This window comes from Bacillus sp. MT94 (assembly GCF_058792475.1).
This window is the reverse complement of sequence record NZ_JBXAEZ010000001.1, coordinates 949,328-971,179: the sequence shown is the minus strand read 5'-3', so window position 1 is coordinate 971,179 and position 21,852 is coordinate 949,328. Positions and strand designations below refer to the sequence as shown.

Here is a 21,852-nt window from a genome sequence, read left to right as displayed (position 1 = left end):
ATTATCAATAATATGATTAATAAAAGGGCAACCACGATTTGGCTACCCTTAAAGAATTTACACTTCTGGATCGAATGTTTTGCAATCTGTTTCTTCCGTTGTAGATGCATGTTTACCTTTATGACTTACTACGTAAATTGCCTCTGCACTACATTTATTACCGTTCGCCCAAAATTTACAGTTGTTTACTTCACATAAAACGTCTTGTGCCATAGTATCACACCTCCTTGTTCTATTATCATTAACAAAATTCGGAGGTATGATACTATTTGTCATCCATTTTTCATTCCCTTTTTAGCTTTCTTAATGGTTCAATATCTCCGCGTACAATAGCATCAATATTTCCAGTTATTTTTTCAATATCAAAATGCCACCATTGAATTTGCAATAATTCTTGAATTATTTCATTTGAAAATCTCTCTTTTATTTTATTTGCAGGGTTTCCACCAACAATTGTATATGGTGCGACGTCTCTAGTCACAACAGATTTAGCTGCAATGATTGCACCATCCCCTATTTTTATTCCGGGCATAATTGTTGTATCCATACCAATCCAAACGTCATTTCCTATAACTGTATCACCTTTATAAGGTAAATCAGACAAACTAGGTGTATACTTCTCCCACCCATTTCCAAATATATTAAATGGATATGCCGAAAATCCATCCATCCGATGATTCGCTCCGTTCATAATAAATTTAACTCCAGATGCAATACAACAAAACTTTCCAATAGTAAGACGATCTCCAAGAAATTCATAATGATGTAATACTCGATCTTCAAATGTTTCTCCATCTTTCGCATCATAATAAGAATATTCACCAACAAGTATATTAGGTTTTGTTATTATATTTTTTATAAATTGAACGTTTTGATTTCCTTCAATAGGGTATTTAACATTTGGATTAGGATTCATTTTGTACGGCACTTCCTTTACCACTTATTTCACTTTCTACCGCTATTACTGGCTTTAAATTGTATATAGGTAAAATAAACAATAATCCAATTATAAAAAGTAAAGCCGTCCCTTCATACATCATACTTAATGAAAACATCTCTTTTAATGAGCCAGCTATACTCATCGTTACTACCATTGAACCGGTAAAAAGCGGACTTAAAATACCATTTACACGACCTATAAAATCGGTATCGCTATTTTGAATAATAAGCGTATTAATACCAATTTGGATACACGGAAGAGCTAAACCACTAAAAAGCTGCGCTGTAAGTGTCACCCATAAATTTGTAGAATATCCTATAATGCCAATACCAATTGCTTGACCAAGCATACCGATAATTAACATCTTTTGCGGAGCAACGTTTTTCGCAAATACCATTGCTAATGCTCCGCCAACAATCATTCCCGCACCATTTACTGTTAGTAGCCACTGTAAACTCTCTTTTGATAATCCTAACTGCTCAGTCACAATAAATATACCTAATGGCTGAATTAATCCTATACCTAGTCCTGCAGCCATAAAACAAAGCCCTAGCAAAGTTAATGCTTTTTTCTTTTTGACATACTTAATACCATCCTTCATCTCCTGCAACAGAGTGATACCTTTCTTTTCTACGTCGTTTTCAAGATCTTTCGGAAGGAATAACAATACAACTGCCGCAAGTAAAAACGAGATACCTGTTATGATGATTGAAATATAAATTCCAAAACTATGAAAGATAAATGTCCCTAGTATTGGTCCTAATACCATAAATATTGCAAATATCGTTTGATATATAGACATTGCTAATTGAATTTGTTCCGTTGATAAATGTTGTTTAAACAATTTCATTCCAGATGGTTGTGAAAACTGTGAAAGGATTGCAGAGATGAGTGTCACAAAAAACACAATTTTCCACGTTCCAAACATAAGCGTAATTAATACAGCGAATACTGAAATGGAACTTAACGTTTCACACCATATCATTGTCTTCTTTGGCTTCCACCTATCAGCAAAAGTACCGCCAATAAATGAAAAAATAAAAATTGGAGCGAATTCAGCAACTGAAATCATCGAAATAGCAAAAGCATCACCTTTTGTCATTTCCATTACATATAGTAATACCGCAAAGTTTCGAACCCATATTCCTATTTGTAAAAATAATGCTGATGCTAAAATCCCTTGAACAAACCGATTTTTTAATACTTGTGATACCCCATTGTTTTGTTTCGTTACTACATTTGTCGACATAAAAAAGCCTCCTATTTCATGTTCTGAACAGGAGGCAGCACAAATCATATAAAAAGACTATATATTCGCAGAGCGAAATACATCCCTTTTCTATAAATGTACAGACTAACCCTATTCAGAAGAATATTTCGTTTTTTAACGAAGATCTCTTACAAATAGAATTAGTTGATCATTGGGATGTCTTCACCCTTCCGTTTCGAATTTAAATAACACATACATACTCTATGTAAATCATTTTCGATGTATGCATGTCTCCTTTTAACTATTCTAGAAAGTTAAAGGCAATTCCTCTAAAGAACGCATTAAATAGTTACCTTGCCATTTAATTTCTTCACGATTCCCTTTTATTTTTAGTTCAGGCATTCGATTAAACAAATTAGTAATAGCAATCTTTGCTTCTAACCTCGCAAGTGGAGCTCCTAAGCAGAAATGGCTACCATGACCAAACGCAATATGACGATTATTTTCCCGAGTAATATCGAATACTTCTGGGTTTTCAAATACAGTTTCATCACGGTTTGCAGAAGCTAAGGCAATGACAACCATATCTCCTTTTTCGATTGTTCGGTCGTGAATTTGAAAAGGTTCCGCTGCCCATCTTGCAGTTGTAACCTCAACTGGAGAATAATAACGCAATCCTTCCTCAATAGCCGAATCAATTAGTTTTGGATTATCTTTTAATAACTGTAATTGATTTGGATTTTCAAGAAGTGCTAATACCGTATTTGTAATTAAATTCACTGTCGTCTCGTGACCTGCTACAATTAATAGCATTATCATTGAATATAGTTCCCGAGCGCTAAGTTTATGCCCTTCACTCTCTGCAAGTATTAAAGCACTCACTAAGTCTTCTTTTGGCTCTTTTCGTTTCATATCAACTAAATATTGAAGATATGTAATAAACTCAGATAGTTGTTTTTCGGTCTCTTTTATTTCTTCAGGTGTTTCTGGTGATGCAATAACAGCATGAGACCAAATTCTAAATTTCGCTTGATCTTCTTTTGGAATACCGAGCATCTCACTTATTACAATAATTGGTAACGGAAATGAATAATCATCCACAAGATTTAATTTACCTTTTCGCTCTATATCACTTATCAAATCATCTGCTATTCTCTCAATTCTTCCGTCTAATTGTGCAATCATCTTCGGTGTAAAAGCTTTTTGAACTAAAGATCGTAAACGACTGTGGTTAGGTGGATCTGAATTTAGCATATGTGTTGTTAAGTGGTCACTATTATCAACGGAAAGATACATGTTCTTTATATCTTGAGAAAACACATTTGTCCAATCTTTTTTTAAACGATTATCTTTTAAAAGTGGCAGAGCATCTTCATATCTAGTAATGAGCCATTCTTTACCGATTTCAACTTGGTTTACAAATAATATAGGTTGTTTTTTTCGCGATTCTTTATAAATTTCATACGCATCTTCTTTAAACTGAGCTGAAGCTAAATTAATGCCATCCTCTATGCTTAACCCAACTTTGTTTTTCATTGACATTGTATTCCCTCACTCTCATTTGTTTTTGAAAACCAACCCAACATATGCATTATACTCTAATAAAAACGTGAAAATTGTAAATTTTTAATCAAAATCTTACTTCGTATATTGAAAAATTAAAAAGTGAGAGAGTAAAATCGTTTCACTCTCCCACTTCTCTTTATGCGAAGCACATAAAATTACTAATTTGTTGATAGCGATAACTTACTTTACGACGACGACCACCTTGCCACGTGTAACCTGACACTCCATTTCTTCTCACTTCAGTCGGAAAAAACCATAAGTCCCTTCCGAAAGGACCAGGACGATGTAAGCGTAAATAGCCCCATCTTCCTAGACAGTTACACATCCATGATTTCATATTACCTGGTTGTGCCGGAGAAGCAAATGTAGACGGTAACGACGGCGCCTGTGACGGTGGTGGTGACGTTGGAGCATCTTCTGCATCATCTGGTCTGTAATCTTCTTGTTCAATATCTCTCACTTCATTTGTAGGTTCATACCCGTAGTTTTGTGGATTATAATACATCGCTTGATCATATGGATAATTTTGTTGGTTATACATATTAACAAATCACCTTCTTTTCATTCATTACCTTTACCATTCATATGTGATATGCCCTCTCTGGGAAGCTTATGTATAGCCCAAATTCAACTTAAAAAGCTCGTATTATTAAAAATACGAGCCTTTCAAAAATAGAATGTGTTTATTATTTCCTTAACTTCACACTATAAAAACGCATTTCATCTAACGAACCTTCAAATTCAAATACTTCTTGTTTAATTAATTGTTTCAAGCGATATTCTAAGAAAGTATCTCCAACTAATTGTTCAACAAGACCAAGTGCTTCACCAATTACTCTAGGAGCTTTAAGGAACTCTCGATCAGCACCCACACTTTTGGCGCATTCAATTATAAATTGATCAAAATAATCTTCCTGTACAGAATGCACTTCATTTTCTTTCCAAACTCTTAAACATTCTATGCTTTCCGATAATCTATCCCACTCATTTTCAAACTTCATGCGCTTCTCTTCAGTTAAATAAGGTAGCTTTATAAAACTTTTTTGGAATAGAGCTAAACTTTCAGGTGGTAATTCTCCCGTTCCACGAATATCATACTCTTGTTTTAATATTTCTCTACTTGCTTCAGACGTATTAATAACTCGAATGTTTTTCTTATCCTTTAATTGTGCCATTACAAAACTTAAGCCTACATGTTCATGTGCATTATCAGCCTTCCAAATTGTAATAGGCGTTTCAACAGGAATAGTATGTAGTTCTTCTATAGTTGCTATAAATCTTGATAAATATTCTTCTTCAAAATAACTATCATAAGCAGTTAAGTTATTTATTAACCACTTCTGTCTTGCTAGTTGCCCCTCATTCGTATGCAACCTATATATCGGTCCAATTGAAAAGAATTCCGAAAAAGCAACAACACTCTCTTCAAATAATTCTTCTTGACTTAACATATATTTTAAGCAACCAGCCGTTGAATCATCAAAAGCAATATGTATGTGCGTACTTTCTTTTACATTCCTTTTATAAGTAGGATTACTTGTTAATTGTTTCGGAATATCCATCAAATTTTTAATTGTATCTTCACTGTAGTTTTCTTCTAATAAGTTTAACTGTATGAGAATACTTTGAAGTAAATCTTTAGCCTCATCTTCGTACATATCCTCTACAGCATTTTTAATTTTATCTATCACACAAATCCCTCTATTCATTTCAAAAATAACGTAGATTATAGTGTATCATTTTAGTATAGTTCTTTAAAGTCAAATCCAGATTGCTACAGCAATCTGGATTTTCAACAAAAGCTTTCCTTATATTTTTGAATTGCTAAATATTTTACTTTGAAAATCTTTGTATCTAAATGTATAATTATATAAAAACAAAAATATAGGAGCTATATTTATGGATAAAGTACTTACAAATTATAAACATTACTTAAAAAATTGGAGATTTATATTTATTTGCATACTACCTACTATCGCCTTATTCGTTACTTTCTATGTCATCTTCGAACTACTGTTTCATCAAGATTTCTACTTATCTAACTTAATTTCTGCTATCATATTATTTTTAATATTTATTAACGTTAAAGATAAATTTAAAATTAAAGGCTAAAAACACTATTTCAAAATAGCCCTTTATTATTGCATCCTACTATAAAATAAGGCTCGTAGTAGATTTTCATAAAAAATAAGAGCACCCTGCAATTGGCCGCTCTTATGTGATTAGAGGTTTTTTCTGAGTATTAAGTAGGACACGAAGATCTTGTCCTACTACATAATATATGCTTGTACTTATTATTTCGTGCATGTATTAAGCACCATGTTCAGGTACTTAATATATGCATAATCATTGCTATAAAATCTACTCAAATATTTACTGTACGATTATCATATTTATAAATTAAAAAACATCCCCAATGGATGTTTTTTATCTAACATTTTAAGCTTCCATAAACTTAGCCGGTACACCAATTTTTTCAACTACAGAAGATATATTAGTAGGATTAATCATTACATTTTCAATACATACTAATTTATTTTCTAATATCCCATTCTCTGCAGTAATAAGTTCTTCAAACCGATCTAAAGTCATTGAGAATTTATGTTCACTTCCACCATTCATACTAACTTTTACATACTTCATAGTGTCACCGCCTTTCATAATAATTTACATTTCGACAAGAAGGCGCTTACATCCTTTTTATTTACCCTTAGATTTCTCACGTTTACATGTATTTTGAGAAAAGCAGCTACTATTATTTACTCACAAAATTATTGCTAATAAGAAAGATAAAGATAAAAATGCACAAAGTGGAATATATAAACCGGTATCCATTCTAGCAAAGTGTGTATCTTTTTGTCGTTTAAAGATACCAAAATAATTAAACTCACCAATTACTCTAATAGAAAAGACGATCATACAAATCCAGGAACCGACTTGAATAATAACATTAGGAACTGCAAAATGAAAAATTTTTGCTTGTTGCAACAAAATTATTGCTGCCATACTTAATAATAATGCAATGAACAATGTCATTCCGGCGCGAGGTGTAAACGCCTTTTCCCCTGATTTAGTTGGAATAACACTATTTGTCCCCCAATTACCTCCGAAAGCCCAATATACATGTAAAAAGCTAACTAAGAATAATATACAAACAGATATATATGTAATGATAAGCATTTTATCCTCCCCTTATTTTAGTTCCTATCTATAAAATATGCTATTCCCCTCCGCAATAGCAACCTTCATTTCATTACATAAAAAAACCGTAATGATTCATCAATATTAAGATAAGTCATTACGGGGTTATTAAACTTCATTATGCATTATACCTATTTCTTCGGCGTTCCATCCTTGTTTGACCTTGAACTGCATTTTCTTTGTATGGATCTATTTGCTCTGTCATTTCATATGTTGCAACTGGTTCTTCGTACTTATACTCATGGATTTTTTCTGGCATTTTACTTTTAGATTCTTTTCCACCAAACTTAAATAGTTTTATCCTTAATTTCGGTAATCTTGGAAGACGAATCTTAAATGATAATCTTTTGTATTTCTTTTTTGGTCCAAGTAGATTTATATTTTCTTTATTATTATCTTTCTCTTTGCGGTGAATGAACATCGCGAGTAATCCTCCTATTACAAGTCCTCCAATTAATAGTAATATATATACATAATGGCTTGTCATTAAACTCGTTATGCGTTCAAGTATGACTAACGACTGTACTTCTTTTATATCCCATAGTAAAGCGGCCCATAATGAGAATAAGCCCAAAGTAAGTCCATATGTACGAAAACGGAATAAACATGGAATTAACGCGACACATGCAGCAATTTTCGCATTTGCTATGATTGAGCTTGTTGCAATATCCTGATGCCAAATAACTAACAGTAATGTTATAAATGGCGCATACGCTATCCAGCTGCATATACGTGAATACATCTTTTTAGCAAAATAACTACCGAAACTAGTAAAAAATAAAAGCCCTCCAATATATATAGATTGTTCTAGAGGGATTTGCTTTGTAAGTCCTGCAATTGGAAAGAGGCCGCTCAGTAGCATTAAGAGCACATCTAATTTCTTCACAATTCCCCATTCCTTTCAAATTTTTTCAATTAATAAAAATCGTTTTTCCATATGAAATAGTTTTTGTATTTCTAAAAAACATATTAATCCTGTCTGCACATAAAGTAAATATGTAAACGAAAAGATACTTGACAAAGGATATCCTTATTTACATAAAAAAATGACAAATCCTGATCGATATAACGAGCAGGATTTGTTTACAAGTATTTAAAGTAGAATAATTGAATCTTTCTTTTCTACTTTTACTACATCTACATCCAATTCATCATTAAATTCTTTAAACTCTCTTGCATCTATGTCAGTAATATAACTCTTTATTATCTTTTCCATATGCATGGAATATGTCATGTGTACATTCTTTTTCGAAAGCATACTAGAATTACAGCACATGTAATGTATCATTTTAGCGATATAATCCCTTTCTACAGGTTTTACACCTAATGGTAGAATTTCAAGTATATATCGCTGAAAAATCTCACTACAATTAAGTGAATATTCACCAGTGCTATAATACATCCCTTTTTGATCTGCATATAAGCCAATGCTATCTAGAGCATCATCAGATTCTATTACACCGTAACTTGGTACATCAAAACCTGTATTTATTCTAATAATATTTAAATTTGGAACCTTTAACACCTCTGGAACAATATCAGGTAAAATATCTATATTAATTTCTTTATTTTGTAACTCTTTTATCCAATATTTTCTCAAATTTGCATCTACAATGAAGTAAACTTGTTTATTTTTTTCTTTTGCATATTGTACAATTTCCATTAATGTTTCGAAAACATATTGTTTAAAAAGAGCTCCCATATCATTTCTCTTTGATGGTTGTTGTAAAAATGCATTATGTTTATTTATATTTAATAATACGTAATCAATCGTTTGCCACTCTGTACTCCCATATAATTTATATAAAATTTCTTTTCCTTTTATTTTTGAAAAAATAGGTAAGAAATCGAATTTCGATATTCGTTCAATTGATAAACTAACATATGTACAAGGTAGATTTATCTTATTCCAACTACGCCTCAAAAATCCTTTTTGTTCTAATAGACTAAAAACACTATTTACAATTGTTTTACGAGATACATTTTGGCCTATAAATAAATTAATAAATGTTGAAATACGGTTTGTTCGTGCAAATCCCTCTCTAATGATTTGTTTTGGATCAATTTTTTCGCGTCCATCACAATTTTTCATCGCGATTAATGCTAATGTCGCATCACTGCGCTTACCCGCGGTAGCATAGACAGCTTTCTTAACATCATCTACAAGATTTGTTTTATATTTTTGGCAATATTGCATTTTATATGGATTTTGTAACACCTTTTCAATATTGTATCTCACAATCTTTAATAACACTGGAAAATCTGTATTCAATACATAAGAATTTTCACCAACTTTAGTCAAAACAATTTCGCTATCAAGTAATGCTTGTTCTATTTCCAGCGCTATATTTTCAGACCAAACTTCTAATATTAATGTTTCTAATCCTTTTGGTGCAAATAAAGGAAATAATTCATTTTTGTTATTTGTAGCTACCTTTTTACATTCTGGAAGTATTGTGAAATAAGAGAATTTACGCTGAAATTCTTTAAATAAATACTCTCTTTCCTTTACTGTTATACCCGGTTCTATTTTAGTACCTTGAACTTTATAAATTCTCTCATTGTATGGAAATAACACCCTTTTATTTTCTCCTACAATATAATCTTTCGGATATTGGAGAATATGGTCTAAATCCACCTCTCCCCCTATTTGAAAATCATCTTTTAAATTTCTAAATATCTTAATCCATTTCATGCCGGTTGTAGCTTGTTGTATTTTTAGTTTTACAAACCGTATTTTTTTATTATTTGACGCAAACTCTGAGGTAGAAATCAATATCATGCCTCGTTTTCGTCTTAAAAGTAAAGGAATATCTGGATGATTATATTCTTGATATTAAGACTGTCTTTATGAGCATTTCGTATAAGTATGATGTAACTGATTAAAGCTATTTTCAAAGACGACATATCGGCGATAATTTATGTCTATTTCTTATAGGTGTTAGCAAGTTCGTTTGCAAACTTGTTAGCACTTTTTTATATTTCTTCTATAAATAAATCCCCCTTAATATAATCTAAATTTCATATATTTACTTTTCTTCTATTTATCTTATAATTTTAATTGGGAGAGGGAGGAAAAAAATGGTTCAAATCAAAGTGACACCTGAAATGCTAGAAGATGTTGCAAATCGTGCAAGTAATACCAGGATCGCATTAGAATCTATACATAATAATTTATGTAATGAAATAGATCATTTGTGTTTTCAATGGATTGGCGCCTCTAATCAACAGTTCATTCAAATGTTCAATGATGCAAGACCAAAAGCTTTTACAGCCATTAATTCAATTGTACAAGTAGAAGAAGACTTGAAACGGAGTGCCGAAAAATTCCGTACCGCAGATGCTTCATATGACGGAAATCTTGAAGAAGGAGCAATGTGTGGTAAGTTAGATAGTGAGAAAAATGATGGCTCTTTACGTGACAAGGTTTGGCATGGTCTCAAGGAAACTTATGAGGATCTTAGTAAAGTAAAAAATTCTGATGAGTCTTTATATGATAAATTTAAACATGGTATCGATGTAGCTTATAAAGATGTGAATAAAATAAAAGAGACTATAGATGATGAAATCGAATCTGCTTTTGAAAAATCTGGATTAGGTGTCCCCTATCACTTAAAAAAGGGCGTGGGCGACGCTATAGGTGATGAATTATTAGGACTTGCAGATGCAGTTATCCATCCAATTGACACATTTAATAACACGATTGAAGCCGTTTCTCACCCAGTCGAGACGTTCAATGCGATAAAACAAACAATTTCTGATTCTTGGAATCGTGACGTTACCAATGGTGACTCGTATAGTGGTGCAGGATGGTATGGAAGCGCGGCTGGTCATACTATATTGGCTGTTGGACAACTATTCGTAGGAACAAAAGGCGTGGATAAAATTGCAATGTTGAACCCTGGCACAAAATTAGCTGAGATTTCACGAACTGCTAATCAAAGCTTGCAAGACGCTGCATCCTTATTCAATCGTAATCACAATGAGTTTACTTTCGCTGGCGGAAATAATATACGCTCTGCATTTGATACACCTGATTTTAGAAAAGCTGAAGATACTATTTTATCTGCTGAAAACATAGATAGATCAACCCAATATAGTCCACGTGTATTTGATGGTGATTTAAAGCAACACGAAGACAAAGGTGGACATTTAATGGAAAAGCATGTTGAAATATCTAATGAAGCATTGGCTCAACGCTTAAAAGACGATCCCGATATCACAGGGTCTTCATCTTTTAATAATTTAGAAACAGCCCAAAAAATTGCTGATGAAGTGTTAACCAATCCTCGAAATATACGTAAAATAGAAAGGTGGTTAGATGATCCCTACAGCCCGCCAACTCTAGCGTTTAGGTATAGAGGTGATGAAGTTATTGGTCGATCTATTGTAAGAGGATCTGAAAATATTTTAGAGGTAACTAATGCTAAAATTATCTTAAAAAAAGACGGACAAGGAAGTTATATTCGAACAGGATATCCCGTAAGATAGAAATTTAGGAGGATACTTATGAATGATAAAGATTATATGTATGAAGAAGTAAGTGATTTTTTAGACGGAACATTTCATCAAGATATGGGAACAGTAGAAAAAGCCTTAAATGAATTTATAGAAGAAGCTCACAAAGTGTGTATAGAAAATACTGTAAAGTACATAACTGAATTTTTAAAAAGTGATTTATCCACGCAAGAAAAAGAAGCGTTCATTGAATATTATACTGAAATTTATTTTCCTTCTTTAAAACTTAATCCTATAGAATGGCTTGAACAAACAGTTGAAACGTTAAAACAAGCATTAAAAAATCATTAGTAAAAATCGACCGCCCGTAATAGGCGGTCTTTTCTTCGTATTACATAACAAAGCCGTCCAATTAAGGGCGACTTTGTTATACATCAAACTATTCTTTTGTGAGAAATAACATCATATATAATTCCATTTTCTTGTGAACTTCACAAATTATTCCTAAAAGAATATCATATTTTGGTAGTGCATTTATTATTCATTTTTCAAAGTATGTTTGTATGACATAATCATTATCAATGAAATTAAATAGATACTTCTGAAAGAAATCTATTATATCGTAGCAGGAGTTATATTTACAGCTGTAATTTTACAAGTTGAAATAGCAAACCTAACGGTTGTAGTTGGATTTATAGGTAATGTACCTAGCACTATACCAAGTCCTGTTTGTTCCACGTTAAAATCTGCTGCAATAGAACCATTAATTGCCAAAAGACTTACTGTAGACCCAATAAACACATCCAATAATTGTCTAATTGGTCGTTCACGACATTCACACTCACATCCTACATCGACAGGTGGAAGTAATGTGATAGGTGGTCCTGGTGGTAAAAAACCTACCCCTGTTACATCAGAAATATTAACCACGAAGGTTGTGGTGCCATCTGTAACTGTAACTAAAAAATCATTTACGGAAGTGATAGTAAATAGAAAGAAAAGTGGGGGCGTGTTTGGTGTGTCTGCAATAGTGCCGAGAATCACAGTTTCTCCAATAAGTTGTTGTAAGACGCTTTGCATAGGTAAAACACAGCAATCACACAGACAACCTTCAGTCCCTCCCGTTGGACCTGTTATCCCTGTCGGACCCGTTACTCCTGTTGGACCTGTTATCCCTGTTGGACCCGTTATCCCTGTTGGACCCGTTACTCCCGTTGGACCCGTTATCCCTGTTGGACCCGTTACTCCCGTTGGACCCGTTATCCCTGTTGGACCTGTTATCCCTGTTGGACCCGTTACTCCTGTTGGACCCGTTACTCCTGTTGGACCCGTTACTCCTGTTGGACCCGTTACTCCTGTTGGACCCGTTACTCCCGTTGGGCCTGTCCCTCCTGTTGGACCCGTGGGGCCGGTTGGTAAAGTAAATGGTGGGATTGGCGGGAGTGTGGGACCAATTAAATTTGGGGTTAATGCATTAGTTTGAAATATCCCATTTGTTTTTTGCATTTCATTTTTATCAAACACTTAACTACCTCCTATGAGTGTACTATACTGTGGTATGACAGTTATCTTACATATACATAAACTTCATTTATCGTAATATAATATGTTTTCCCTATACTATTGTGCACCTTAAATTGTAGTGAGCCGTTCACATTTAACTTCCCATCAATTGTAAATCCCTCACCTGCATCTACGAAACCAGCAACATCTTTGTCCTGCCAAGATGGAGCATCATAGAAACGTAGATTGTTAACTTTTGAAATAACGCGCTTTCCAACAATAGAAGAATCTACTGTACTTTTCTTGTTAAACTTCACATAAGATGGATCGTTCTTAATCCACTGATCTCCACCAAGATTTAACCACCCTTCTTTTTCAGCCCACACAATATAAGACTCTGGTTTGTTTAACTGACGAATCTTAGAATAGCTTGTGCCAGGTCCTTTACGTAAATTAACGTTATAACCTTCAATATAAGCAATCCCATCTGTTACGGATGTCGGTACTTCCGCCGGTTCAGATGGCTTCTCAGGAACAGAAACATCTACACTAGAATTATTATATGCTCTTTGTACATCTGCTCTAAATTGAGATTCTGAAACACCATGAGACTTTAAGTAGTCAATTGGATCTTCATGATCCGTACCGCCAAGGTAATGAGTTACATCGCTGTGTGTCCATAATCCTTTTTCTACAGATAACCCACGGTCACGTAAGATTTTAGCTAGTAACTTAACGTATTTGTCATAGCTGCGTTTGAATTTTGTATAATCCGCTGTTTCGCATAACTCTACATGTACAAAGCGCTTATTCGCAGCAGGACCGCCGCCATAAGCAATGTATTTTGTATCAGCAATTTGGATTGTTTCGTCCCAATCGACTGCATAGTGAACAAATGCATTTCTCCATGTACGAGACTCATATTTTTGAATGTTAATAGCTGGAGCTTCTGGAGTTGCTGTAGAATGTGCCACAACTCCCTCATAAGCACCTACACCATAACGGTATGGTTGTTTTGGTAAATCAGGAATAATAAGCGTTCTATCAGCAAAAGCACTTGTAGCAAAAGAAACAGCAAGTACTAGAATCATAAGTAACGAGGTAATATGTTTCATTGTCTTTTTCATTTAGCATCAACATCCTTTTTCATAATTTTTGTGTGGTCAAATAATCCACTTGCTGACAGTCCAATGATGATTCCTTGAAATACATTTGTTTTGATATCTCCGTCCAAAAATAAAACGCCTAGCACAATGCCAAGCGTTAAATTTAATAACGGAACATACTTTGTTTGTAATCCAATTGTTTTTCCAATTTGTGAAAGACCAACTACAATTCCAATTATTACAGTAATTTCAAACATTACATACCACCTCCTTTCATTAAGAAAGTGAGAATGCCACCAACAATTCCGCCAACTATAAGTCGCAAAATCCAGGTAGTATTGGCGCTGATTTTATCTAGCTGTTTGTTGATATTGATAATGTCTTTCTCGTTACCTGTTGTCCTCATTTCTAAACTTTTAATCTCTAAGCGAATGTCCTTAATATCTTGCTTTATTTCTTGAACATCACTTCGTACATCTTGTAACGCTTCCACTTTGACCACCCCTTTTTAGGCAATAAAAAAAGACCAGCTTATGGCTGCTCCGGTTTCTTATCAATTAAATTTTGAAGTAACAGTTGTTCTAAAACTTCAATTCTACTGTTCATTTGTTTATTTTCTTCTTTTAACTCTTGAATTTCAGCATCTTTCGCTTGTTTTTCTTCTTGAAATGCCTTTATTTGAATTGCTACTGAAGAATATATTTCAGCTGCATTTCTTGTTTTTGTAACAAAACACTCAGGAGTATTTTCATCATCTGCAATCCACCCATAGTGAGTTTCTATATCGTTTGTTGTAAGAATTGGGTCCCCTTCAAAACGATTCATTCGCTTCTCATATAAGTCTTCTATATCTGTTTTCAAGTTGTATTGTTGGATTTGAAGTGCCATAATTTTTTCTATTGCGCTAAACTGCACGTCACGAATATTTGTTTTGTATTCACGTTTCGATGCCGTTTGAAAAGCTGATGCTGTAACAGCGTTATATGCACTTCCTGACCCATTTTTAACCTGAAGTGTTTTATATCCCTCAACGTTACCATTTCGTAGCATTACTGTTTGGAATCGAAGGTCTGTTTCAGCGTTGGGCGTTGCAACTATATCAAGCATATTTTTACCTTTTAAGTTGAATACAATGGAAGACTGACTGTCCATCCATACAGATTTAGATCCACCTTTTAATGTTATTCCACCAGCAGAGTCTACCCAAAATGCGTTCGATGGATTAGATACTGTGAAGGTAGCACCGTTGGCTACTTCAACCCAATATGATCCATTTTTTGCATACTGACTTATACCTTTTCCAGAAGTGATAATTGTATGCCCACCAGAATTGACCTCTGTATTTTGATTACTTTTCATAAACAAAGCCCCACCAGTAAGAATATCTACGTGGCTAACAGAATCTAAACGAATTGTATTAGTATAGGCGCTAAATTGTTTATCAGACCTTAGGGTAACTCCGTTATTACCAGTAATATAAATATAGTTATCTCCATTAAGAGATACATCCCCTTTTGTATCCACATTTAATTTAGCGCAATAATGTGGAGTTTGATCCGCATCATAACCTTTTACAATACCAAAGCTACCGGTATAGTAATTTTCTCCTTTCACTGGGAATTGAGATATTGTTAAAGTACCATCGCGGAAACGTGATGTATCCACATCATCATGCATAAGTATTGTTGGTTGTATTTGGCTATCAACAGCTCTTTTGTAATAGCCAATAAACATTCGCGTTAAATTCGATTCCATCAAGCGTATGAATTGTTTTTGGATGTGTACATAGTTAGTACCGTTGTCTGTCCGTACTGTAGAACCAACTATCTCTCCACCACGTACTAAGTTACCGTTTAGCACACCCGTTGTAATGAAATCAGCGACAATCCTTCCATCCATTGTGATTGCCGTATTATAGGGTCCATTAATGCCTGTGGAGGAATAACCAAATCCATTGATATTCCATTGCCACACTTTTTTAGCGGTTCTTTCATCAGCTGTATCCATAATCAAAATTCTTTCTGGATATATACGAACATGGCCACCGAAACCGCTATTGATTAAATTCGTAGCATTTTCGCGAGCTTGTTCTAATATTGATTTTTCCATTCCTTTAACGTTGTTTTTAATACCATTGACGCTATTTCTAATATCATTGAAGTTATTCTCAACATTATCAACTCTGCCTGTTATATCAACGAATGACTCTTTAAAATTGCCTAATGTCAATTCGATATACTCTTCATAGATCGGGTCGTATTTGTAATGATTAACTTTAGCTTCAATTTCGAAACCGTCTTCTTCATGTATAACTGTTACTGTATCTCCCATATATACACGTTGTAATACCGCCAAATCTTTATACTCTTCAGTTTGAGATAGCTCTTGAAACTCTACTTTATATGTCGCTTTTGGATAATCAACATGTTGTTCATCGTACATTTTTTTTGCGGCATTGCGTAACATTTCATATGCTTGTGGTAACGGAACTGCGTCTTCGTCGTCAGCATAATCACCAATAGCTGCTTTAATGTGTTCAAATTCAACAACTCTAATTTTAGGTTTAATATATTTACTAGCGTTATAGCTTTCCACGTACTTTTCTGGTAACAGTAGTCCATCAAAACCTTTAGGCATCATTCGAGTTATAACACCTTGCCAATCTACATCGCCTTCATATCCTAATAAATCTTTTTTGTGTTGAATAACAACACCGCGATCTTTTCCACGTTCTCTTAGCATGTGGACGGTGAAATTATCCCTTTTTAATTCCCCGCCCCAACGACTAAGAAAAGAGTTGTCCTGGCTGTTATCAAGTATTGCTTCGACTGGGTTTTTTCTAACCAAACGAGAACTAGAAATTGTATTGATATCACTAATGAAATTAAAATTAGTGTTATATTGCATACGTTCTTTCATTTGTTGTAATGCTGCTTGTCCGCCCTTTTCTTGAATAAATGTATCTTCAATCAAGTTATCAACGAGATCATAGAATACGTGATAACAAAATACGTGTAATTCACCCATAGAAGGTGCAGGTCGTGCTACACGAAACAATTGATTGCCATCAGGTGTTGGCGCTTTGATTAAACATTGACCACCTATTTCTAATCCGTGCGGAGCGAATAACGGATATTTAAAACTTAAGACATATAAACCATTTAATTCTTCTTCAATAACTGCATCGTAAATATTATCGTCTAAAATACCTATACCATTGTGAGTAAAATCCGTTTCAGTTGGTTTATATAATGTAATCATAAGTAACGCCACCTCGGGTCAATTTGTAACTTTGTAACAGTTCCAGTCCATTTTATTGTGTTTGCACCTTCAGAGAATGTGGGAAAATTACCGATCATATTACTATTCATCGGCGTAGTGTTCGAATATGCTTCTTTTAACTCGGAATCAATTACTACTGAACTATTTACATTTTTAATTAAGAATGAAACATCATTTATCGTAACAGTAATTGATCCACTACCATAAATCGTTATTTTAGGTAATGAATACTTAGTGCCCGAGTTTACAAGAGTAGTTGTCTTAGTTATTTCCAAAGGTTGTAGAATAGCGTATTCGAATGGATCAGCTACAAAAGTAACTTCGAATTGTCCATATTCTTCTATTTCATTAGCGATACTACCTATTTCCACACTTTTTATTTTTCTATAAACGTTATCATCTGTAAAAGAAAGGGTTTTAGCGTTCAATAGCCACGCTTTTATACGTCGTAACAATGGTTTGATGTTATAATCTTCTAACAAGTTAAAGTCAATCTTGAAAGTAACGTCTTCATAACCATTTTTCTTTGTTAATGATCCGTTTTCTCTACCAGGAACTTCAATAAACTCTATTTTTTCTTTTGCTGTTGGTATGTCAGGGCGCTCTACCATACAAAGAAGATAGTCACGACCTAATATTTCATTTATTCGAATATCAACCACGTCGCGCCCTCCCTATACCGATATTTAACATTTGTCCTTTCTTTGCAAACCAATCATCAGCTTTTTCAAACATTTTATTTAGATCACTTTCATTTTTAACAGTTGTATTAAAAGTCACTTCATTTTTAATTTCTTGTGGTTGTTGTTGCTGATTAGCGTTAACACCTTTACTCAATGACAATGAATTGTTAACAATGTTAGGTAAATTAGAAAGAATACCATTGCCACCTATTGTTTTAGTAATCCTTTGTACCGTATCTCCTAGTGCACCTCCAGAAGAGAATGGAGCTAATGGAACGCCTTGATTTAAATTAACAGCTAATGCCCTTGGCGCTGCGAACGATGCAGGCGCTGCGAATGATGCTGGGGCAATTCCTTGATTTCCTGTATTATCGTTAACACTTATAGAATAAGAACTGCTAAATGGATTTAATTTGTTTAAAATGCCACCAGCTTTATTCCACGCTCTTGTAACCGTATCGATAATACCGTTCATTACTCTTATAATAGAATTCCAAAGATCATAAAAGAAACCAACTACACTATTAATCGGTTTGTAAACACTTTGAAGGATATCTGAAACATAACTCCAATTGCTACGCACGATGTTAGAGATATAATTGAATGTTCCAGACACGCCAGAAGACAACCTATCCCAAGCGCCAGTTACATTAGATACGACATTGTTCCAAATACCAGAAGTTATGGCATAAACTACATTCCAAGCGCCTTCAATTCTGCTTTTCACTTCATTTACTGCATTACTAATATTCGAAGTTATCGTATTCCAAACTCTCGAAATAGTAGAAGTTATTTCATTCCATTTGTTGGATGTTGTATTTTTAGTTGAAGTCCAACCGCTTGTAACAGTATCTGTTGCTTTATTTATCTTGTTCCTAATATATCCAACAATCTCATTCCAAACATCAGAAATAAACGTCGAAACCGCGTTCCACGCCTTTGATGTTATATTTAATACGTAATTCCAACCTTCCTGTATTTTAAGTTTTATAGGGCCCAAAAATTCATTTACAGTATCAGTGATCCATTGCCATGCTTCACGGATTATATTAGTAATCCAATTCCACGCTGTACTGGTTGCACTTGTGATTGCATTCCACAATTCTGTGATAGTGTTAACTAATATATCTCTATATTCTATAAAAGTAGAGGAAATAGCATTCCAAGCTTCTTCGATGTAAGGTTTAATCCATTCCCAGAATTGTGTTACCGGTTCTTTTATTAATTCCCATCCTAAAATGAAAGCAGTTAATAACAACTGTAAAGGGAATGTTATGATTTGGAATAGAATATTCCAAGCTATTTGCGCGATCTCTTTCAAACCTTCCCAGAATGCTGAGAAACCTGATTTTACAGCTTCCCATGCGTCAGAACAAATTTGTTTGAACGAATCCCATGTACTTGAAAACCATTCAATCGTTGCTGTCCACATTTCATTTGCTATGTTGCCAACTTCAGCCCAAAAGTTATTCCAATTATTTTTAAACTCTTCCCATTGTTGACTAAACCATTGCGATATCATATCCCATGCCATTTGAATCGATTGGGTTACATTATCCCAACCTTTAGAACAAGCATCGCTAATTGTTGTCCACAATTCTGACATCCATGTTGAAAATTGGCTCCATTTTTCTTTAAGCCAATCTGTAATACCTCCCCAGTTGTTAAATATAGCTATAACTGCTACGACTGCTGCTATTATTGCAGCTATTGCGGCTACAACTAATGCGACAGGAGCGCCAACAAATGCAGCTATTACGGTGACTACTATCCCTATCGCTTCAGCTATAGCTGAAATCCAACCTATTAGAGTACCGATAAAACCAATTACCGAACCGACGGCGGTTATTATCGTCCCTATGGCTGTTATCGTAGCTCCTATGACTATTAATAACGGGCCAATTGCCGCCGCTAATGCCGCAATAATTACGATTGTTTGTTTAGTTTTAGGATCAAGTTTAGAAATCCAGTCCATTAATTCTTTTAATTTTTCAACAACAGGCATTAACGCAGGTAATATTTCAGTCCCGAATTGCACGGCTAAAGTATGAAGTGTTTGTTGTAATTCTTTGAATTTATTTTCCGGTGTGTTCTCCATTTGTTCAGATAAATGTTTAACCTCTCCGGTAGCATTCCGGGCATCATCAGACATTTTTTTAAGCTTTTCGCCGCCACTATGAACAAGTATTTGCCACGATGCTAAATGTTCTTTACCGAATATTGTAGCGATTGTAGCGTTTTGTTGTTCTTGTGTCATTCCTTGTAAACCGTGTTCAAGTTCGTCCATGACTTGAGGTAATTGTTTCATCTGTCCGTTTGCATCAAATGCACTGAATCCCATTTTCGCCATAGCTTTAGACATAGCCTTTGTTGGCTTAGTTAAGTTAACGAAACCAGATTTCAAAGCCCTTGCCGCTACAGACGCTTCAATACCATTAGATTGTAATAAACCTACAGCAGAAGCGGTTGTTGATAAATCTTGTCCAGCTGAATTTGCAGTTGGCCCAATAATTGACATTGCTTCTGTTAGAGAATGAACGCTAGCTTTTGTATGGTTAGCTGTATAAGCGAATATGTCAGCCATCTTATTGATACCAGCTATATTCTGCTCAGCGTTATTTGTTTTTTGTCCTGTAGCTTCATAAGCAGATCCTAATCCGTCCACAGTTTTTGATAAATCTTCATTCGCGCCACGGGCAGTATGGAGAGAAACAGTCATGATTCGCATCGCTTCTTCTGCTGTGTAACCGTCTTTAACTAGCACAAGTAAACCTTCATTTATTTTTTCGGTACTAACACCAAACTTTTGAGAGTTAGCAAGGGAACTATCCCACATTCTGCTCATAACGTCGTTAACTTGTTGAGAAGTTAACCCTGTTGCGTTTACCTCTTTTCGAATATCAGCCATTTCATGTTGGAATTTCGATGCTTCTTTTGCAGCGTAACCCATGGCGCCAGCTATAGGAGCTGTCACTTTCATTGACATGTCTTTTCCTACACTAGAAACACTTTGACCGACTTCTTTTACTTTATTACCGAATTCTTGAACGTGTGATTTAGCTGTTTTAAAGCTGTCTCCAACTCTTCTTTCTAGAGCTTGCGTTTCTCTGCCTAGTTCAATTTCAGCTTGTCTTGCCCTATTTAATTCGGTTTCTAACCTTTTAACTTCTTCAGATCCAGCGCCGAATGCAGTTTTAGCATTATTTAATTGTTGCGCTAAATTTCGAGACTGTTCACCAGCGTTTTGTTGCGCTTGCTTTAAATAGTCATATTGTAATTTCGCCTTGGAAGTTTCCGAAGCGTTCTTTCCTAGTGAAGCTGCTTGGAGATCGTACGCCGATTTTAATTTATCAGCTTCAGTTTTTAAACTGAAATGGGCCGTTTTCAAACCTTCTAACGCTTGCTTTGACTTACCTATTTCACTATTTCGTAATGCTTCAGCTTGTTTAGCTTCTTTTAATGATTCGGTAGTAGTTTTTATTTTGTTAGAAATTTCAGTTTCAGCAATTTGTGCACGTCGTAACGCTTCTTCAACCTTCTTTGTTTCTGTTGCATTTTCTCCCCACACTTGTTTTGTTCTTTGAAGTTGTTCCGCTGTCTCTCTTGTTTTGTTTTTAGCGATATCATATTGCTTCTCAAGTGTGGATAACGAAGTCTTATATTTATCAACATCAGTTCCGGTTAACTTCATTTGTGTTTGAGCTAACTTTAACTCTTGTGTTAAGGCTCTATTCGCCTGATTCATTTCGTTTATCTTAGATTTATAATCAGCGGTGTCAGCCTTAAATTTAATTATGGTTTCTTTTGAAGGAGTAGCCATTTATTTTCCACTCTCCTTTTCTTGGATATAGGCTTTCCACCCTTCGTAAGCACTTTTGTTTTCTGCTATTCTTTGAACATCCC

General features: G+C 34.4%; 20 protein-coding genes. 3 read left to right on the top strand and 17 right to left on the bottom strand.

What is annotated here, in order from left to right:
* Window positions 1-57: 57 nt before the first annotated feature.
* From AC1Q51_RS04695 to AC1Q51_RS04670, 6 genes are all read right to left on the bottom strand, one after another.
* The gene (locus tag AC1Q51_RS04695; protein WP_000046095.1) at window positions 58-213 is read right to left on the bottom strand and encodes a DUF1540 domain-containing protein; all 156 of its coding nucleotides are present in this window, start codon (window positions 211-213) and stop codon (window positions 58-60) included.
* 70 nt (window positions 214-283) lie between these two features.
* Window positions 284-916 (bottom strand): Vat family streptogramin A O-acetyltransferase, encoded by a 633-nt coding sequence (locus AC1Q51_RS04690; protein WP_090977958.1) that lies wholly within the window; start codon window positions 914-916, stop codon window positions 284-286.
* Window positions 906-2,189 carry an MFS transporter gene (locus AC1Q51_RS04685; protein ID WP_000106403.1) on the bottom strand — a complete coding sequence of 428 codons (1,284 nt, stop codon included), beginning with the start codon at window positions 2,187-2,189 and terminating at the stop codon, window positions 906-908. Before AC1Q51_RS04685 ends, AC1Q51_RS04690 begins: the two co-directional genes overlap by 11 nt.
* A gap of 267 nt (window positions 2,190-2,456) precedes the next feature.
* The gene (locus tag AC1Q51_RS04680) at window positions 2,457-3,692 is read right to left on the bottom strand and encodes a cytochrome P450 family protein (RefSeq protein WP_305926187.1); all 1,236 of its coding nucleotides are present in this window, start codon (window positions 3,690-3,692) and stop codon (window positions 2,457-2,459) included.
* Window positions 3,693-3,852: 160 nt separating this feature from the next.
* Complete coding sequence (locus tag AC1Q51_RS04675) at window positions 3,853-4,257, bottom strand: hypothetical protein (protein ID WP_000282687.1); 405 nt, start codon at window positions 4,255-4,257, stop codon at window positions 3,853-3,855.
* 145 nt (window positions 4,258-4,402) lie between these two features.
* Window positions 4,403-5,407 carry a DUF1835 domain-containing protein gene (locus AC1Q51_RS04670; RefSeq protein ID WP_000565684.1) on the bottom strand — a complete coding sequence of 335 codons (1,005 nt, stop codon included), beginning with the start codon at window positions 5,405-5,407 and terminating at the stop codon, window positions 4,403-4,405.
* 208 nt (window positions 5,408-5,615) lie between these two features.
* On the opposite strand from AC1Q51_RS04670, the gene AC1Q51_RS04665 reads away from it, so the two are divergent.
* Complete coding sequence (locus tag AC1Q51_RS04665) at window positions 5,616-5,828, top strand: hypothetical protein (RefSeq protein ID WP_000362073.1); 213 nt, start codon at window positions 5,616-5,618, stop codon at window positions 5,826-5,828.
* A 327-nt stretch (window positions 5,829-6,155) separates the two neighbouring features.
* Here AC1Q51_RS04665 and AC1Q51_RS04660 read toward each other — a convergent pair whose 3' ends face one another.
* The 4 genes from AC1Q51_RS04660 to AC1Q51_RS04645 form a co-directional block, all read right to left on the bottom strand.
* Complete coding sequence (locus AC1Q51_RS04660) at window positions 6,156-6,359, bottom strand: hypothetical protein (protein ID WP_000878368.1); 204 nt, start codon at window positions 6,357-6,359, stop codon at window positions 6,156-6,158.
* Between the two features lie 120 nt (window positions 6,360-6,479).
* Window positions 6,480-6,896, bottom strand: coding sequence for a DUF3995 domain-containing protein (locus AC1Q51_RS04655; RefSeq protein WP_000905591.1), 417 nt, complete (start codon window positions 6,894-6,896; stop codon window positions 6,480-6,482).
* Window positions 6,897-7,035: 139 nt separating this feature from the next.
* The gene (locus tag AC1Q51_RS04650) at window positions 7,036-7,803 is read right to left on the bottom strand and encodes a DUF3959 family protein (protein ID WP_098834832.1); all 768 of its coding nucleotides are present in this window, start codon (window positions 7,801-7,803) and stop codon (window positions 7,036-7,038) included.
* A gap of 207 nt (window positions 7,804-8,010) precedes the next feature.
* Window positions 8,011-9,693 (bottom strand): RNaseH domain-containing protein, encoded by a 1,683-nt coding sequence (locus AC1Q51_RS04645; RefSeq protein ID WP_305926201.1) that lies wholly within the window; start codon window positions 9,691-9,693, stop codon window positions 8,011-8,013.
* Window positions 9,694-9,998: 305 nt separating this feature from the next.
* Between AC1Q51_RS04645 and AC1Q51_RS04640 the strand changes: the two genes are divergently transcribed.
* On the top strand, window positions 9,999-11,408 hold the full coding sequence (locus AC1Q51_RS04640) for a WXG100 family type VII secretion target (RefSeq protein ID WP_492331399.1): 1,410 nt from the start codon (window positions 9,999-10,001) through the stop codon (window positions 11,406-11,408).
* A gap of 18 nt (window positions 11,409-11,426) precedes the next feature.
* Window positions 11,427-11,726, top strand: coding sequence for a contact-dependent growth inhibition system immunity protein (locus AC1Q51_RS04635; protein WP_000998176.1), 300 nt, complete (start codon window positions 11,427-11,429; stop codon window positions 11,724-11,726).
* 264 nt (window positions 11,727-11,990) lie between these two features.
* Here AC1Q51_RS04635 and AC1Q51_RS04630 read toward each other — a convergent pair whose 3' ends face one another.
* Genes AC1Q51_RS04630 through AC1Q51_RS04600 form a run of 7 tightly spaced genes read right to left on the bottom strand, consistent with a single transcriptional unit; the run spans window position 11,991 to window position 21,769 of the window.
* Entirely contained in the window at window positions 11,991-12,899 is a 909-nt protein-coding gene (locus AC1Q51_RS04630) for a collagen-like triple helix repeat-containing protein (RefSeq protein WP_492331398.1), read from the bottom strand.
* Window positions 12,900-12,940: 41 nt separating this feature from the next.
* Complete coding sequence (locus AC1Q51_RS04625; RefSeq protein ID WP_097996892.1) at window positions 12,941-14,005, bottom strand: N-acetylmuramoyl-L-alanine amidase; 1,065 nt, start codon at window positions 14,003-14,005, stop codon at window positions 12,941-12,943.
* Window positions 14,002-14,241 carry a hypothetical protein gene (locus AC1Q51_RS04620; RefSeq protein ID WP_000461715.1) on the bottom strand — a complete coding sequence of 80 codons (240 nt, stop codon included), beginning with the start codon at window positions 14,239-14,241 and terminating at the stop codon, window positions 14,002-14,004. Before AC1Q51_RS04620 ends, AC1Q51_RS04625 begins: the two co-directional genes overlap by 4 nt.
* Entirely contained in the window at window positions 14,241-14,477 is a 237-nt protein-coding gene (locus AC1Q51_RS04615) for a hemolysin XhlA family protein (RefSeq protein WP_000387825.1), read from the bottom strand. Before AC1Q51_RS04615 ends, AC1Q51_RS04620 begins: the two co-directional genes overlap by 1 nt.
* 38 nt (window positions 14,478-14,515) lie before the next feature.
* On the bottom strand, window positions 14,516-17,245 hold the full coding sequence (locus AC1Q51_RS04610; RefSeq protein WP_000631954.1) for a phage tail spike protein: 2,730 nt from the start codon (window positions 17,243-17,245) through the stop codon (window positions 14,516-14,518).
* Complete coding sequence (locus AC1Q51_RS04605; RefSeq protein ID WP_000227695.1) at window positions 17,242-17,928, bottom strand: hypothetical protein; 687 nt, start codon at window positions 17,926-17,928, stop codon at window positions 17,242-17,244. Before AC1Q51_RS04605 ends, AC1Q51_RS04610 begins: the two co-directional genes overlap by 4 nt.
* A complete protein-coding gene (locus AC1Q51_RS04600) occupies window positions 17,921-21,769 on the bottom strand; it encodes a phage tail tape measure protein (RefSeq protein ID WP_000235150.1) in 3,849 nt (1,282 codons plus the stop codon). The genes AC1Q51_RS04605 and AC1Q51_RS04600 overlap by 8 nt, the downstream gene beginning before the upstream one ends.
* Window positions 21,770-21,852 lie beyond the last annotated feature (83 nt).